General features: G+C 70.0%; 13 protein-coding genes and 1 pseudogene. 9 read left to right on the plus strand and 5 right to left on the minus strand.

Going from position 1 to position 14,409, the window contains the following annotated elements; genetic code table 11:
• The first annotated feature begins 9 nt into the window (after positions 1-9).
• Positions 10-1,152: pseudogene (locus tag ACLBWX_RS19625) on the plus strand (IS3 family transposase).
• A 4-nt stretch (positions 1,153-1,156) separates the two neighbouring features.
• On the opposite strand, the gene ACLBWX_RS19630 reads toward ACLBWX_RS19625, so the two are convergent.
• Both ACLBWX_RS19630 and ACLBWX_RS19635 read right to left on the minus strand, forming a co-directional pair.
• The gene (locus ACLBWX_RS19630) at positions 1,157-1,447 is read right to left on the minus strand and encodes a cupin domain-containing protein (RefSeq protein WP_447678672.1); all 291 of its coding nucleotides are present in this window, start codon (positions 1,445-1,447) and stop codon (positions 1,157-1,159) included.
• A 396-nt stretch (positions 1,448-1,843) separates the two neighbouring features.
• Positions 1,844-3,079: an MFS transporter gene (locus ACLBWX_RS19635; protein ID WP_447678673.1), complete on the minus strand. Its 1,236-nt coding sequence runs from the start codon at positions 3,077-3,079 to the stop codon at positions 1,844-1,846.
• A gap of 94 nt (positions 3,080-3,173) precedes the next feature.
• Between ACLBWX_RS19635 and gcvA the strand changes: the two genes are divergently transcribed.
• Entirely contained in the window at positions 3,174-4,058 is an 885-nt protein-coding gene (gene gcvA / locus ACLBWX_RS19640; RefSeq protein ID WP_447678674.1) for a transcriptional regulator GcvA, read from the plus strand.
• A 39-nt stretch (positions 4,059-4,097) separates the two neighbouring features.
• Here gcvA and ACLBWX_RS19645 read toward each other — a convergent pair whose 3' ends face one another.
• Both ACLBWX_RS19645 and ACLBWX_RS19650 read right to left on the minus strand, forming a co-directional pair.
• Positions 4,098-5,534, minus strand: a complete 1,437-nt coding sequence (locus tag ACLBWX_RS19645; protein ID WP_447678675.1) for a phosphatase PAP2 family protein — start codon at positions 5,532-5,534, stop codon at positions 4,098-4,100.
• A gap of 92 nt (positions 5,535-5,626) precedes the next feature.
• Positions 5,627-5,839 carry a hypothetical protein gene (locus ACLBWX_RS19650; protein WP_447678676.1) on the minus strand — a complete coding sequence of 71 codons (213 nt, stop codon included), beginning with the start codon at positions 5,837-5,839 and terminating at the stop codon, positions 5,627-5,629.
• A 137-nt stretch (positions 5,840-5,976) separates the two neighbouring features.
• Between ACLBWX_RS19650 and ACLBWX_RS19655 the strand changes: the two genes are divergently transcribed.
• From ACLBWX_RS19655 to ACLBWX_RS19665, 3 genes are all read left to right on the plus strand, one after another.
• Positions 5,977-6,219, plus strand: coding sequence for a hypothetical protein (locus ACLBWX_RS19655; RefSeq protein WP_447678677.1), 243 nt, complete (start codon positions 5,977-5,979; stop codon positions 6,217-6,219).
• Between the two features lie 714 nt (positions 6,220-6,933).
• Positions 6,934-7,191, plus strand: a complete 258-nt coding sequence (locus ACLBWX_RS19660) for a hypothetical protein (RefSeq protein ID WP_447678678.1) — start codon at positions 6,934-6,936, stop codon at positions 7,189-7,191.
• 786 nt (positions 7,192-7,977) lie between these two features.
• Positions 7,978-8,757 (plus strand): LuxR C-terminal-related transcriptional regulator, encoded by a 780-nt coding sequence (locus tag ACLBWX_RS19665; protein WP_447678679.1) that lies wholly within the window; start codon positions 7,978-7,980, stop codon positions 8,755-8,757.
• A gap of 115 nt (positions 8,758-8,872) precedes the next feature.
• On the opposite strand, the gene ACLBWX_RS19670 is transcribed toward ACLBWX_RS19665, so the two are convergent.
• A complete protein-coding gene (locus ACLBWX_RS19670; protein WP_447678680.1) occupies positions 8,873-9,421 on the minus strand; it encodes an acyl-CoA thioesterase in 549 nt (182 codons plus the stop codon).
• Positions 9,422-9,760: 339 nt separating this feature from the next.
• Between ACLBWX_RS19670 and ACLBWX_RS19675 the strand changes: the two genes are divergently transcribed.
• The 4 genes from ACLBWX_RS19675 (at position 9,761) to ACLBWX_RS19690 (ending at position 14,406) form a co-directional block, all read left to right on the plus strand.
• Positions 9,761-10,669: a LysR substrate-binding domain-containing protein gene (locus tag ACLBWX_RS19675; RefSeq protein WP_447678681.1), complete on the plus strand. Its 909-nt coding sequence runs from the start codon at positions 9,761-9,763 to the stop codon at positions 10,667-10,669.
• A 134-nt stretch (positions 10,670-10,803) separates the two neighbouring features.
• A complete protein-coding gene (locus ACLBWX_RS19680) occupies positions 10,804-11,997 on the plus strand; it encodes a CaiB/BaiF CoA transferase family protein (protein WP_447678682.1) in 1,194 nt (397 codons plus the stop codon).
• A gap of 8 nt (positions 11,998-12,005) precedes the next feature.
• Positions 12,006-12,938 (plus strand): hydroxymethylglutaryl-CoA lyase, encoded by a 933-nt coding sequence (locus tag ACLBWX_RS19685; RefSeq protein ID WP_447678683.1) that lies wholly within the window; start codon positions 12,006-12,008, stop codon positions 12,936-12,938.
• Between the two features lie 145 nt (positions 12,939-13,083).
• Positions 13,084-14,406 (plus strand): MFS transporter, encoded by a 1,323-nt coding sequence (locus ACLBWX_RS19690; RefSeq protein ID WP_447678684.1) that lies wholly within the window; start codon positions 13,084-13,086, stop codon positions 14,404-14,406.
• The last annotated feature ends 3 nt before the right edge of the window (positions 14,407-14,409 follow it).

Here is a 14,409-nt window from a genome sequence, read left to right on the forward strand (position 1 = left end):
GAGCTGGACATGAAGCGAGGTCAGAAGACGGGTGCGGAGCAGGTGGTGCTGAAGCTGCGCCAGATCGAGGTGCAGACGGCGCAGGGTAAGAGTTTGGCGATAGCGTGCCGGGAGGCGGAGATCTCCGAGCAAAGCTGCTATCGCTGGCGCAAGGAGTACGGCGGCCTGCAGATCGACCAGGCCCGTCGGATGAAGGATCTGGAGCGCGAGAACGCTCGATTGCGCCGGCTCGTGGCTGATTTGTCCCTGGAGAAGCAGGTGCTGGCGGACGTCGCCGCGGGAAACTCGTAGCCCCGGAGCGACGCCGGCGGGCGGTCGACGGCATCAGAGAGAAGCATGGTCTCTCAGAACGCCATGCCTGCCGGATCGTCGGCCAGCACCGGGGCACGCAACGCTACGTGCCCACGGTACCGGCTGACGAGGATGCGCTGACCCGCGCCATCGTCGCCCTGGCGTCTTCGTCACGGACGCTACGGCTACCGCCGCGTCACCGCGCTGCTGCAGGCAGCGGGCTGGCAGGTAGGGAAAGACCGGGTTCAGCGGATCTGGCGTCGTGAGGGGCTCAAGGTTCCGCAAAAGCATCGGCCGCGAAGCCGGCTGTGGTTGAACGATGGCTCCTGCGTACGGCTGCGGCCTCTCCATCGCAATCACGTCTGGAGCTTCGACTTCGTGCAGGGCCAGACCCACGACGGGCGAAGCCTGCGCATCCTGACGCTGATCGACGAGCACAGTCGCGCCTGCCTGGCGCTGAAGGTCGCGAGGCGCATCAACAGTCTGGGTGTGATCGAGGCGCTGGCCGACGCGATGTGCCTGCATGGCATCCCGGAGAACATCCGCTGCGACAACGGCCCGGAGATGATCGCGAAGGCTTTGCGGAAATGGGTCGCCAAAACCGGCCAGCAGATCCAGTACATTGCACCAGGATCGCCGTGGGAGAATGGCTATTGTGAGAGCTTCAATGGCAAGCTGAAGGACGAGTGCATACGCCAAGAAATCTTCTACTCGCTCAAGGAGGCACAGACCGTGATTGGGATCTGGCAGAACACCTACAACCGCGTTCGCCCGCATTCGTCCTTGGGCTACCGGCCGCCCGCGCCTGTCACCGTCCCGGACCTGGCCTTCCGGCTACCCATGGCCGCCACCATGCAGTAGCCTCTCAATCGGCTCGCTCCAAAATACCGGTCAGGTCAACCGTGAATGACGAGAACACGCTTCTGTTGTCGAGCACGCTCATCAAGGTCTGCCCGGATACGCAGTAGCTGAGTTCGGTCGCGTTGGCATGCCAATGCGGTTCGCGAACGGCGCCGGCGGCAAGGATCAGGCGCTTGATGGACAGCCGCCTAAGGATAGGCATGGTGTCTGCATCGAGACGCGCGATCGATCCGAGTTCGCTCTCGAACTCGATGGGGCCTGAGTTCAGAGATCGAATGTACTTTCCCTGCATCATTGTTCTCCTGTACATGGATTGTTTACAAGAAACTCCTGAAGGCGCGGAGATCCGACTAGACTCGACGCGGCGCTCGCACAAGCGAGATGCCGACCGGGTCCCTCGACGCCCGGCCTCCGATGCCGCGACCACGCGCCGGCTCTCGGTTCCTCGGCACCCGGAATTTCATCGGGGCTCGGAATCCACCCGACGGCGAAGTCCCCTATACCGCCGCCCTCATCGCGACCGCGATCATCGGCCGCCGCGATCCGGCGGGGCAGCTCGGCTGGTTTGAGCGGAGGAAGCATCCTTCTTGTGTCGGAGGTTCGAACTCCTCCCTCGCCGCCCCGAATCTATCCCGATGCGTCTCTGGTTGATCTCTGTTTTTTGCTGAACTGCCAGCCGGGCTTGTCCTGCTCAGCGACGCTTCGCGTGGGCGCCGAGGCGGGGCGACAGGACGAGCATGAGCGGCACGACGGCAAGGGCCGTGGCGGCGGTGGCCAGCATCGCGGTGCGAGGGCCGGCGGCGTCGCCCAGGCGGCCGTAGAGCAGGGGAGCCGCCAGGGCACTGCCGCCCAGAGTCCAAGTATAGAAGACCGCGAAGGCCTTCGCGACCTGGCCGCCCGGCGCGAGTTCCGGCACCGTCCCGTAGAGCACGGAGGAGGTTCCGTTCAACATGAGGCCGACCACCGGCAGGAGCGCCAGGACGGGCACAAGCGGGAGCACGATCACGGCGAGGATCGCCAGGGCCGTGCCGGTCTCCGTCAGGATCACGGTCCGCGTGACGCCGAAGCGTTCGCCGAACCGTCCGCAGACGGCCTTGCCGAGCGCGCCTCCGATGAAGACGGCCGAAAGGGCGAAGCCGACCGTGGTCAGGCCGGCGCCCTTTTCCTGGAGCAGGAAGGGCAGGTAGAGCAGGAAAGCCGGGCGTGCGGCGTTGTCGAGCGTGCCGATGGCCACGAGCAGGCCGAAGCCGGCCCTTCCGGTCCCATCGGGACCGGCGGAGCGCCGCGGCCGCGCCGGCGCATCGTCTCGTGACGCGGGATCACGCGGCAGCATGCGCAGGAGGCCCATGGCCACCACGACGCCGAGGGCGGCGATCAGCCAGAGCGCCGTGCGCCAGTCCGTCAGCGTCAGCAGGAGCCCGACGAGGGGCGGCACGCTGGCCTTTCCGAGGTCGCCCGTGAAGTTGTAGGTGCCGAGCGGTCCGCGTGCCGAGCCGCTATAGGCGCGGGCGATCACCGCTGAGGCCAGGGGATGCTGGGTGCTGCTGCCGATGCCGCCCAGGGTGAGGGCGACGCAGAGGCCGGTCAGGCTTCCGGAGAAGCCGGCCAGCGCGTAGCCAGCAGCGCTGAGCAGGGTCCCGAGTATGAGCACCGTCCGGGCACCGACGCGCTCTGCGAGCCTTGCCGCCGGCATCTGCAGGGCGGCAAGCGCGCCGTTGTAGAGGCTGCGCAGCAGGGCGAGGGCGGCGTATCCGAGGGCGAACTCCGCCTGCCAGACCGGCAGGAGCACGTAGATCAGGTCCGTGTAGCCGTCGTGCAGGGCGTGGTTGAGGCCGACGGCGGCCAGGGTCCGCCGCGCCTCCGAGCCCGGCGGGGCGGCGACGGCGGAGACGCTGGAGGACGCGGCGAGATCCTGCGTGGGCGGCATGTGGGAATGATCCTGTTTTGCCGCCTGAGGATCGCGCGCTCGTCCGCGGCTGACAAACGCCTTAAGCTGACGCTCGCGTGAGGAAACCTGACCCGTGCTGCGCCGCCTGCCACCCCTGAACGCGCTGAAGGCCTTCGAGGCCGCCGGGCGCCATGCCAGCTTCACCCGAGCCGCCGAGGAGCTGCGCGTCACCCACGGGGCCGTGAGCCGGCACGTCCAGGCGCTGGAGGCCTGGCTCGACCAGCCGTTGTTCGAGCGCCACAACCGGCGCGTGGTCCTGACGGAGGCGGGGGCAGGCTACCTCGCCGAGATCGGCGCCGCCCTCGATCGGATCGCCCTCGCGACGGCGCGCCAGGTGGAGCGCGGACGGCCGCGCCTGCTGCGCGTGAACGCACTGGCGACCTTCACCCTGCGCTGGCTGATCCCTCGGCTCTCCGCCTTCCAGCGTGCCAACCCTGCCGTGGAAGTGCGGCTGACCACGTCGAACGTGCCCCTGGCGAACCTGGCCGAGCCCTTCGACGTCGCGATCCGGGGCGGTCCCGACCTGCGGCCGGGCCATATCGGGCGGCCCTTCCTGTCGGAGCGCCGCCTGCCCGTCTGCAGTCCCGCCCTCCTGCGGCGGCTCCCCCTGACGGAGGCGGGGCAGCTTCGGGACCACACTCTGCTGCACGCGGCGACGCTGCCCCAGGTCTGGCCGCAATGGCTCGAGGCCGCCGGCGTCCCCGGCTTGGAGCCGCGGGCCTCGGTGACGCTGGAGCATTTCTACCTGACGCTCCAGGCCGCCCTGGACGGTCTCGGCGTGGCGATGGGGCCGGAGCGGCTGATCGCCGACGACATCTCCGCCGGTCGGTTGACATGCCCCATCGCCGGTCCGTCCCTGCCGGCGCGGAGCTACTTCACCTACGTGCCGGAGACCCGCGCCGACGATCCCTCCGTGCGGGCGTTCTGCGCCTGGCTCGTCGCGGCGGCCGGTCCGTGAGACACGGGCCTGCCTCGCGGCGGGATCCGACCGCTGGTCTCAACGGGCGGTCGGAGACGGGGCCGCCCTCGTCGCGGACAGGGCGGCGGCCTTGCCGGCGGCCGCGTAGAGATTCAGGCGCGCATAGAGGCCGAAGGCCGATCCGTCGTCCAGGAACCCGCCGCCCGGACCCTGCGTCTCGGTCAGGATCGCGTTGGCTTCCGCGAGGCTGAGCGCCGGGAAGGCGGCGGTGAGCAGGTGCCCGGCCTCCGGGGCGACCCGGCCGACATCCTCGAAGGTGCCAACCCGCTCGGGATGCACCACGGGCAGACCGTAGGTCTGGGTCGCATCGTAGAAGGCCGCGTTGGCCGCGGCATCGCGGAAGCGGCCGGTATCGGCAGCCGCGCAAGCGGCGACGGTGTCGCCGCATTCCGCCTTCAGGAAAGCGGTCAGGTCGGTGCGGGCCGCCTCAAGGGCCGCGCGGTAATCGGTGACGGCCACGGCCGTGTTCGTCGAGCGGCTCATCTCGTTGACCACGGCCGGGTTCCGGCGAATCTGACCGACATAGGCCGGGTCGTTGGCGAGGAGATGGGCGACCGCGTGCAAGGCGACGGCCCGTCCGCCCAGCACGTCCATGGCGTAGTGCGCCCCGAGAATGATCCGGTTGGTACCGTACTCGGCCGCGCGCGCGACCATCTGCTGGTAGCGCTCCGGCACCAGGATCGCGAGCACCACGGACTCGGTGTAGCCGTAGGTGGTGTGACCGCTCGGATAGGAGGGACTGTCGGTCAGGTTCTGGCGCGGGCCCCGCAGCCAGTCCAGGCTGTGGGACGGCCGGCCGAAGTAATCGGTGCCCCGATAGGCGAACAGGCTCGGCAGGGTCTGGAACGGGCGGGCGTTGCCGTAGAGATCGCCCCCCGGCGTGCCGGCCGGCCGGTCGTAGGCCTTGCCGAACACGTCCGCCGTGCCGCCGCGCTCCGTGAGGATCTTGGCAGCGGCCTCCGAGACCGGCACCTTGCCGTTGGTGGTGCCGTTGGCGAAGAAGTACTTGCCGGCGTTCGAGTCGGACTTGGCGACGTTGTTGGTGTAGCCGAGGAGGTCGGCGACGGACTGCGCCACGTTGGTGAAAGTCTCGTCGACGGCGTAGCGGGCCTTGGCCTGGTACGCGTCGCCGAGCCTGCTGCCGAGGCCAGCGGCGAGCTCCGTCGCATTGCCGTCGGTGATGAAGGCGTCGCGCAGGGCGAGTTGGCGTTGCTCGGCCAGCGGCAGGAGGAGCGGCGTCTTGGCGGACCCGGACTGGATCGCTCCGGTGACGGCCAGGTTGGCGTCGAGGGCCACCCGCCCCGCCGCGCTCCCGCGCAGGATGCTGACGGGTGCGAGCCCGCCCAGCGCCGTGAGGTTCGGGGCCGACTGCGCAGCGGCGGGAAGGGGCGCCAGCAGGCACAGGACCGTCGTCCAGGTCCTCAGCGTCTTCCTGGTTTTCAGCGTCTTCGCCATGGCATCGCCTCCGCTGCGCGCCGTCGCTTCGTTGCCAGTCATAGGACGACCGCGTGACATATCGGCGTCAGATGCGCGGGACGATCGACCGCTCAGGCCGATCGGCCGGGGCCGATCGACGAGTCCCGGTCCGCGGCGAGCTGAAGCATCAACTCCGCGAGACGCGGGTCGAGGGGCTCGTCGATGACGGGCTCGTAGAGGGCTTGCAACTGGCGGCCGAGACGAAGCCGCGTGGCCTCGTTCAGGGTCGGCAGAGATATCTCCTCGGGACGGCGATGCCGTTCGTGCTCTAGATCGCTGGCCATGAGCCTCATGTGGCGGACGAACGGTTGCCGGCAATGGGCGAACCCGTCCTCGCCCACACCCTTTCGCTCCGCGGCCCGGCCGGAACCCTCCGCACCCGCCCCCGGTTGGCCGCACACGACACCCGGAGGATCCATCCATGAAGACCAGTCTCGCCTGTACCATCGGCCTCGGTCTCAGCCTCGCTCTCGGCCCCCTGGCTCTCGCGGGTCCGGCCGAAGCCAAGGGCTGCATCAAGGGCGCCATCGTCGGCGGCGCCGCCGGGCACATGGCCGGGCACGGGAAGATGGGCGCCGCCGCAGGCTGCGCGGTCGGGCACAGCAAGGCGAACAAGAAGGATCAGCAGCGGAGCGGCGGCCAGCAGGCGCCGCAACAGAACTGAAGCGCAGGGCCGGACACCCGCCGCCTCGGCCCTGAACAGGACAGGAACCGGAGGAGCCGAAGCCGCCCCTCCGGCATCGATCGCACCGTCTCGAAAGATCTGTTTCCCGGCGAGATCCGGCATCTTGCAGGCCCTGGGACAGACTCCTCAAAGCGCGACGGAAGTGCCGGGAACTTCGCCGCCGAAATGCCCGTTCCCGCGGGCGTGCCCCAAGCTGCGCGCCGCTGCCCAACGGCATGACCTCGGGCGAGCAGAAGGGGCAGATCCTGTGGCAGTCGTCCGGGCTGCGGCCCGGCCCGCAATACGACGCTGCCCTCGTCGACGCCTCATTGCAGGGACACCCGGAGGCCGACGCGATCCACGGCGCCGACGCGGAGACATGGGGAAGATCCTCAGCTCCGCCGCATCGCCCGCGGAGCCATTCCGCTCGTCCGGCTTCACATCTCCCAGCACACCCAGATGCGCGGCATGATGGGCGGCCCGACCAGCTGAGGCCGACACCATCCGGGCGCAGGTGGCCATCGCAAAGACCGACCGCGCCCCTCTCGACCGTCCGGCGCACCGGGGACCGAGGCCTGACCGGCGCGGCGCGCGGCGCCTCGGCCCGAGCGGGGCACGGGGCGAGACCGCCGGCTTCCCGTGGCGGCCGCAGACGCCCGACGAGCCCGAAACAGCCTTAAGGATCTGTGCAGCAGGACCGGCTAAACTCCGACGATGCGCTACACACCGGCGGCCGGCCTTCTTCTCCTCGCCTTGCTCCACGCTCCCGCGGCGTCGGCAGGCCCCCTCGATACCCTGATGGGGGTTCCCGACGCGCCGGGCGTGGTGGCCGGAGGGTCCTTCGGCCCGAACGGGAACGACTATTTCGGCGATATGCGCCTGCAGCGCCCGGGCCCGCGGCCACTCGCCGACCGGTACGCCCGGGTCAAGCCGCGGTCCGCCAAGATCGACAGGCCGCTCCCGAAATCCTGAGGCGGCCCGGATGCGGACATCAAGAAACCCGCCGCGGCCGGAGCCGGGCGGGTGAGGTGTTCGCCTTGGGAGGAAAGCGTCTCTCTTCCTAACGGCTCCGCGAAGCAAAACCACTTCGCCCGGCGCGGGTCTGGTATACCAGAATCGTGCGGACCGCCCGATCCTGCCTCCGTCCCATCCTATTCGGCGAACGGGAACGCCCGCGCGTCGGCAACGATGCCGTCGAAGCGGCCGAGACCGAGAGAGACAAACTCGGTCCTTCGGCACAGTCACGATCCACCGCGCCCCCTTGCCGTGCCCCGAAGGCGGCGGTTCGCCGGCCGCGGCAACGCCCCGATCGATTTCGCCCTGGCGAGAGCGAAGTCCGGGCAGCCTGCCTCGTGCGAGCCGTGGGTGATGACCGCCGCCCCTGATGATCCTGCGACGAAGCGGCGCGCGAAACCTGTCCGATCCGAGTCGTGCCGACCGGAGTGCATAGCGTGGTCGGGAACTTGCCTTCCCGTGCCCCAACCGGTTCTCCGCCGGTCATTCACAAGATCTCGATCCGTAATCCGAAGTCCGAGCTCAAACGTGGATCGAGCCCAAGCCCGCAACCCAACGTTCCTCGACAGTCAAAAAAGTACGTAGATACTATCAAAAGTGAAATACAGCTTACTTCTTAAGTAACGGGTTGTAATCAATTGATCCGCGTTGTAGCTAAGCAAATTATCGTGTCGGCTGTCTTCGAATCTCGGGATCGCCAGCGAGTCGGGCCCACGTGAATGATCGCAAGGGGGAGGCCACGCTATGTCACTCGCCGCAATCGAACCGAGCGCTTCCGTTGCGAGCGATGAAGAGTCGACTGTCGTCGTCATCGACCCCCGGATCCTGTTCAGGGAGAGTCTGATCTCCCAAATCCAGAAGAATGCCGGCGCGCCTCGGGTCCTCGGCTTCTGCAGCGTCGGGCTCTGGCAGAAGGAGGCCAAGGACCGTCCGCCGGCCTCTGTGATCATCATCGCGGCGACCCACCGCAGCATCGCGCAGATGGAGGGCGAGCTGGACGCGCTCGCAACGGTCAGCCCCGGCGTCCCGGTGATCCTGCTGTCGGAGATCGAGGAATACCATCAGGTCACGGAAGCGATGCGGCGCGGCCTCAGCGGCTTCATTCCGATGACGAGTTCCGTGAAGGTCGCCCAGAGCGCGATCGCGCTGGTGCTGGCGGGCGGCTGCTTCGTCCCGTCCGGCATCCTCTGCACGCCTCCCACGCGCCCGGTCTCGGAGGCGCGCGGACGCGGGTCGATCCGGCTGACCGAGCGTGAGGCGGCCGTGCTCAGCGTCCTGCAGATCGGCAAGCCGAACAAGGTGATCGCCTACGAACTCAACATGTGCACCAATACGGTGAAGGTGCACGTGCGCAACATCATGAAGAAGCTCCAGGCCAAGAACCGCACCGAGCTCGCCTATCTGGTCAACACCAATGGCGTGGTGTCCTGGGCGCCCCAGCTCGGCGGGGCCTGGTTCCACGCGCGTCCCTCCGCCGAGCCTGCCGCCGCCGCGCAGCCACCAGCCCTCTCTCAGACCTCCTGACGCGGGACCGGGCACCGCCTCGCCCGCATCCGGGTTCCGGTCGCCGGCGCATCCGGAGCATCGGGCTCGCCCATGGAGGGCCATGCCCGCGCCAGAATCTCCGGGCGGAGACCGGTCAGGCCGACGCGGTCATTCCACGCAGGGCGTTCTCCGCGGCGAGGAAGGCCTCGACCTCGGCGGGCATCGGCTGCGCCTCGACCTCGATGCCGATGGCCGCGAGCAGCGTCCGCATCGGCACGTAGCTGCGCCGCCGACGGTGGTAGAGGCCTGCCTGCACCAGGGCGATGGCCGCGACCGTGCCGGACTCCCGGATCACCAGGCGGTGCTCGATGACGAAGCGGGTGTCGTCCCAATGCGCCAGCCGGGTCTCCAGGTCGAAGGCCTGGAACGGGCGGAGTTCGCGGCGGAACCGGATCTGGCCGGCGCTCACCACCGGGGTCCAGCGTCGGCGCAGCACCGAGCGCCACAGGCCGGAGCCGAGCATGAGGTCTGCGCGGCCGAGATCCATCAGGGTCCAGTAGCGCCCGTTGTTCATGTGCAGCGAGGTGTCGAGGTCGTGGGGCCAGACCCGGAAGCGGAGGCGCGAGACTCCGAAGGGCAGGGCAAGGCGTGGCCGTCGCCACGCGGTCGCGACGAGCCAGAGGAGACGAAGCCAGAGGTTCATGGAAATCCTGGATCGGGGCTATCGGCCCGTCCGGATTGGCAGAACCCCGGCGCCGGCGCCAGCCTGCGCCACCGCCGGGACACGCGCATGCCGGCAGGCCCGGCGGCGGACGAGGGTCGCAACCTCAAGCCGCAGGAGGTCCCTCGCCGGCCCCGGAGCGCGAGCGCGAGCAGGAGGGGTCCCGGCCTCGGCCCTTCGGCTCCCCGTCCCGGCGCCGAGGAAGATGCCGCGCCGCGCCGAAAGCCGCCGCCGGCCTGGTCCATCGGGCCTCTCGGCGCTGTAGGCTCGCCGGGGCTCGGGCGCGACGCGCGCCGGTCGGGTCCGGTGAGAGGGATGGACATGCTGGCCCCGACGCTCCTGCGGCGCCTCGATCCGACGACGCTGCGCCTGTTCGTGGCGATGTGCGAGGACGGCACCCTGACCCAGGCGGCCCGGCGTGCGGCGATCGCCCCGTCCGCCGTCAGCAAGCGCCTGGTCGAGCTGGAGCAGAGCCTGGGCGTCCAGCTGATGACGCGCCAGGCCCGGGGCATGGTCATGACCCCGGCCGGTGAGACCCTGCTCCATCATGCCCGGCGCATGCTGCACGACGTCGAGCAGATCGTGGTGGAGCTCGCCGAGCACGCCAAGGGCGTCCGGGGCATCGTGCGGATGTTCGCCAACCTGTCGGCCATCGTGCAATTCCTCCCCGAGGACCTGCGCGCCTTCCTGGCGCGCCAGGAGACCATCAAGATCAGCCTGGAGGAGCGCCCGAGCGGCGGCGTGGTGGCCGGTGTGGAGGCGGGTCTGGCCGAACTCGGCATCTGCTCCGGGAGCATCCCGGCCCGGGACCTGCACAGCGTGCTCTACCGCCGCGACAGCCTCGTCGTCGTCATGCGGCACGACCACCCCCTGGCGGACCGCCCCGCGCTCGCCTTCCGCGAGACCCTCGACCACGACTTCGTCGGGCTCCACGCCGAGAGTTCGATCTATGCCAGCGTGCGCGGCGAGGCCCAGAGCATCGGCCGCCCCTTGCGCCTGCGCGTCCACGTGCCGGGCTTCGATGCGGTCCTGCGCATGGCCCAGGCCGATATGGGACTCGGCGTGGTGCCGCTCGGGGTCTTCGCCCTCCTCGGAAAGGCCATGGACCTCGCCGCGATCCCCCTCACCGACCCCTGGGCGCAGCGCGAGCTGCGCATCGTGACCCGCCCCGGCGAACTTTCCCCGGCGGCGGGTCTCCTCGTCGCCAGCCTCACCGCCGACGCCGCCTGAAAGCCGCGACCGTTCTCCGGATGCGAACGGTCATGGCCGAAAGACGGTTGGCTCTCCTCCGCCCTTCGCGGGTATCGATGGGGCACCAGGACGGTGGCCGAAGACCATCGCCGACACATCCGGAGGAATCGTTCATGGCCGGACCGCTCGCCGGAATCCGCGTTCTCGAACTCGGACAGCTCATCGCCGCCCCCTTCGCCGCCCGCCTGATGGCGGAATTCGGCGCCGAGGTGATCAAGGTCGAGGCGCCGGGAGAGGGCGATCCCCTGCGCAAGTGGCGCAAGCTGCACGAGGGCACCTCGCTCTGGTGGTACCTCCAGTCCCGCAACAAGAAGTCGATCGCCGTCGACTTGAAATCGCCGGAGGGCGCCGACGTGGTGCGTGCCCTGGCCACCAGCGCCGACGTGGTCATCGAGAACTTCCGGCCCGGTGGCCTGGAGAAGCTCGGGCTCGGCTGGGCGGACCTCTCCGCCCTCAATCCCAGCCTCGTCATGGTCCGGATCTCCGGCTACGGCCAGACCGGGCCCTACCGCGACCGGCCGGGTTTCGGCGCCATCGGCGAGGCGATGGGCGGCCTGCGCTTCACCACCGGCGACCCGGACAGCCCGCCGGCCCGCGTCGGCGTCAGCATCGGCGACACCCTGGCCTCCCTGCACGGCGTCATCGGCGCGCTGATGTCGCTCCTCCACGTCAAGACCGCCGGCGGCAAGGGCCAGGTCATCGACGTCTCCCTGGTGGAGAGCGTGTTCAACGTCATGGAAAGCCTCGTCCCCGAATACGACCTCCTCGGCGAGGTCCGCACCCGGACGGGCGGCGCCCTGCCGGGCATCACGCCCTCGAACACCTACCCGACCCAGGACGGCGGCTACGTCGTCATCGCGGGCAACAGCGATCCGATCTTCCGGCGCCTGATGCAGGCGATCGGCCGGCCCGACCTCGCCGACGACCCGGCCCTGCGCAGCAACGACGGCCGCTCGGCCCAGGCCGCGATGCTCGACGCGGCCATCGCGGCGTGGTCGGGGTCGCGCAACATCGCGGATGCGCTGGCGGCCCTCGAAGCGGCGCAGGTCCCCGCCGGGCGGATCTACTCGGTGGCCGACATCGTCGCCGACCCGCACTACCAGGCCCGCGACATGATCGTGGCGACCGAGCTGCCCGGCGGCACGGCGGTGAAGATGCCCGGCATCGTGCCCAAGCTCTCGGGCACGCCCGGAGAAGTGCGCTGGTCCGGCCCGGCGCTCGGCGCCCATACCGACGCCGTGCTGGCGGATCTCGGCTACGACGCCGCCGCGATCGCGGCCCTGCGGAACACGGGGGCGGTGGCATGATAGGCGGCATGGGCGACGAGGCACCCCTGATCGTCCAGGAGGTCGCGCCCCGCGACGGCCTGCAGATCGAGCCCGTCTTCGTCGAGACCGCCGACAAGGTCGCGCTGATCGACGCCCTCTCGGCCGCGGGCTTCACCCGGATCGAGGCGACCTCGTTCGTCTCGCCCAAAGCCGTCCCGGCCCTGCGCGACGCCGCCGAGGTGCTGGCGCGGATCACCCGGCGCCCCGGCACGCTCTACGTCGCCCTGGTGCCGAACCTGAAGGGCGCCGAGCGGGCGCTCGCGGCGCGCGCCGACGAGCTCAACCTCGTGATGTCGGCGAGCGAGACCCACAACCGCGCCAATATGGGCCTCACCCGGGAAGCCTCCCTCGACGGCTTCGCCCGCATCGTCGCGGCGGCGCGCGGCACCGGGGTCAGGCTCAACGCCACCGTGGCCACCGCCTTCGGCTGCCCCTTCGAGGGCACGCAGCCGCCGGAGCGGGTCCTCGGGATCGTCGAGCGCTACCGCGCCCTCGGGATCGACGGCATCACGCTCGCCGACACCACCGGGATGGCCAATCCGCGCCAGGTCGCCGATCTCGTGACCCGTGCCCTCCGGCTCGTCCCGGCGCAGGCGCTGACGCTGCACTTCCACAACACCCGCGGCCTCGGCCTCGCCAACGTGCTGGCGGCGCGGGCGGCCGGCGGCCGGCGCTTCGACGCGGCCCTCGGCGGCCTCGGGGGCTGCCCCTTCGCCCCGGGCGCCACGGGCAACATCTGCACCGAGGACCTCGTGAGCATGGCCCACGAGATGGGCATCCCCACCGGCCTCGACCTCGACGCGCTGATCGCCCTCGCGCGCGGGCTGCCCGCCCTCGTCGGCCACTCCGTCCCGGGGCAGGTGGCCCGGGCCGGGCGCCCCGGCGCGCTCCATCCGCCGCCGCCCGGGATCGCGACCTGACGCCCGGCCCCGGCCCGAGGTCGTCCGAACTCCGAAGGTCGTTCGGACATCGAAGACCGCCTGAACGTGCAAGACCGCCTGAACGTGCAAGACCGCCCGGCCAAGGGCGGCGCGCCCCATCGAGACGCCCCCAGGGAGAGACACCATGACCCTCGCCGCCCCGGCCGCCCTCGGCGCGCCCGCAGACAGTCGCGAAGCCGCGACCTACCGGAAGATCGCCTGGCGGCTGATGCCGCTGATCATGGTCTGCTACCTGTTCGCCTTCTTCGACCGCATCAATATCAGCTTCGCCAAGTTCCAGCTCCAGAGCGACCTCGGCTTCAGCAACACCGCCTACGGCCTCGGCGCGAGCCTGTTCGTGGTCGGCTACGTCATCTTCGAGGTGCCCTCGAACCTGATCCTGTACCGGGTCGGCGCCCGGCGCTGGATCGCCCGGATCATGATCTCCTGGGGGCTCGCCACGGCCGCCATGGTGTTCATCACCCAGGAGTGGCACTTCTACGCCCTGCGCTTCCTCATCGGCGCCATGGAGGCGGGCTTCGCCCCCGGCATCCTCTACTACCTGACCCTGTGGTTCCCGGCCTCGCGGCGGGGGCGCATCACCGCGATGCTGTTCGTGGCCTCGGCTTTCTCGGGCATCTTCGGCGCCCCGTTCTCGGGCCTGATCCTGACCTCGCTCAACGGCGTCGCGGGCCTCGCCGGATGGCAGTGGCTGTTCCTCGCCGGCGGCCTGCCCTGCCTGCTCCTCGGCGCCCTGGTGATGAGCCGCTTCGACGACCGCGTCACCGATGCCCGCTGGCTCACCGAATCCGAGAAGACCCTGGTGGCGAGCCAGATCGCCGAGGCCAATCGCGGCATCGGCGACCACTCGCTCCTGGGCGCCATCCGCAGCCCCGGCTTCCTCAAGGTCGGGCTGATCTACTTCCTGCTCCAGATCGGCTCCTACGGCCTGAATTTCTGGGGACCCGACCTGATCCGGACCGCGAGCGGCGCCAGCACCGGGACGGTCGGCCTCCTGGCGGCCCTGCCCTACATCTGCGGGGCGATCAGCATGGTGGTGATCGGGCGGCTGTCCGACGCCTCCGGCAACCGGCCGAAATTCGTGGCCGGCCTCGCCATCGCGGCGGCCCTGGGCTTCTTCGCCGCCGGCCTGTTCGACCGTCAGATCGTGCCGCTGATGCTGGCCCTCTGCCTCGTCGGGACCGGGATCGTCGCCTCGATCCCCACCTTCTGGACCCTGCCGCCGAAGCTGGTCACCGGCGTCGGCGCCGCCGGCGGCATCGCCCTCATCAACACCCTCGGGCAGTTCGGCGGCATCGTCAGCCCGGTGATGGTGGGCTGGGTGAAGGACCTCACCGGATCGACCACCCCGGCCATATGGGTGATCGCCGGCCTGTGCCTGACCGCCGCCGCGATCAGCCTGTTCGCCCTGCCGGCCCAGCTGCGCCGCAGCGACCGCATCCACTGACCC

This window comes from Methylobacterium sp. M6A4_1b, from assembly GCF_053345175.1.

Excerpts from the sequence above, each read along its gene's own strand:
- ACLBWX_RS19630 (WP_447678672.1), bottom strand. The coding sequence starts at position 1,447 with ATGATGCAGGGAAAGTACATTCGATCTCTGAACTCAGGCCCCATCGAG.
- ACLBWX_RS19635 (WP_447678673.1), bottom strand. The coding sequence starts at position 3,079 with ATGCCGCCCACGCAGGATCTCGCCGCGTCCTCCAGCGTCTCCGCCGTC.
- ACLBWX_RS19645 (WP_447678675.1), bottom strand. The coding sequence starts at position 5,534 with ATGGCGAAGACGCTGAAAACCAGGAAGACGCTGAGGACCTGGACGACG.
- ACLBWX_RS19650 (WP_447678676.1), bottom strand. The coding sequence starts at position 5,839 with ATGGCCAGCGATCTAGAGCACGAACGGCATCGCCGTCCCGAGGAGATA.
- ACLBWX_RS19655 (WP_447678677.1), top strand. The coding sequence starts at position 5,977 with ATGAAGACCAGTCTCGCCTGTACCATCGGCCTCGGTCTCAGCCTCGCT.
- ACLBWX_RS19660 (WP_447678678.1), top strand. The coding sequence starts at position 6,934 with ATGCGCTACACACCGGCGGCCGGCCTTCTTCTCCTCGCCTTGCTCCAC.
- ACLBWX_RS19665 (WP_447678679.1), top strand. The coding sequence starts at position 7,978 with ATGTCACTCGCCGCAATCGAACCGAGCGCTTCCGTTGCGAGCGATGAA.
- ACLBWX_RS19670 (WP_447678680.1), bottom strand. The coding sequence starts at position 9,421 with ATGAACCTCTGGCTTCGTCTCCTCTGGCTCGTCGCGACCGCGTGGCGA.
- ACLBWX_RS19675 (WP_447678681.1), top strand. The coding sequence starts at position 9,761 with ATGCTGGCCCCGACGCTCCTGCGGCGCCTCGATCCGACGACGCTGCGC.
- ACLBWX_RS19680 (WP_447678682.1), top strand. The coding sequence starts at position 10,804 with ATGGCCGGACCGCTCGCCGGAATCCGCGTTCTCGAACTCGGACAGCTC.
- ACLBWX_RS19685 (WP_447678683.1), top strand. The coding sequence starts at position 12,006 with ATGGGCGACGAGGCACCCCTGATCGTCCAGGAGGTCGCGCCCCGCGAC.
- ACLBWX_RS19690 (WP_447678684.1), top strand. The coding sequence starts at position 13,084 with ATGACCCTCGCCGCCCCGGCCGCCCTCGGCGCGCCCGCAGACAGTCGC.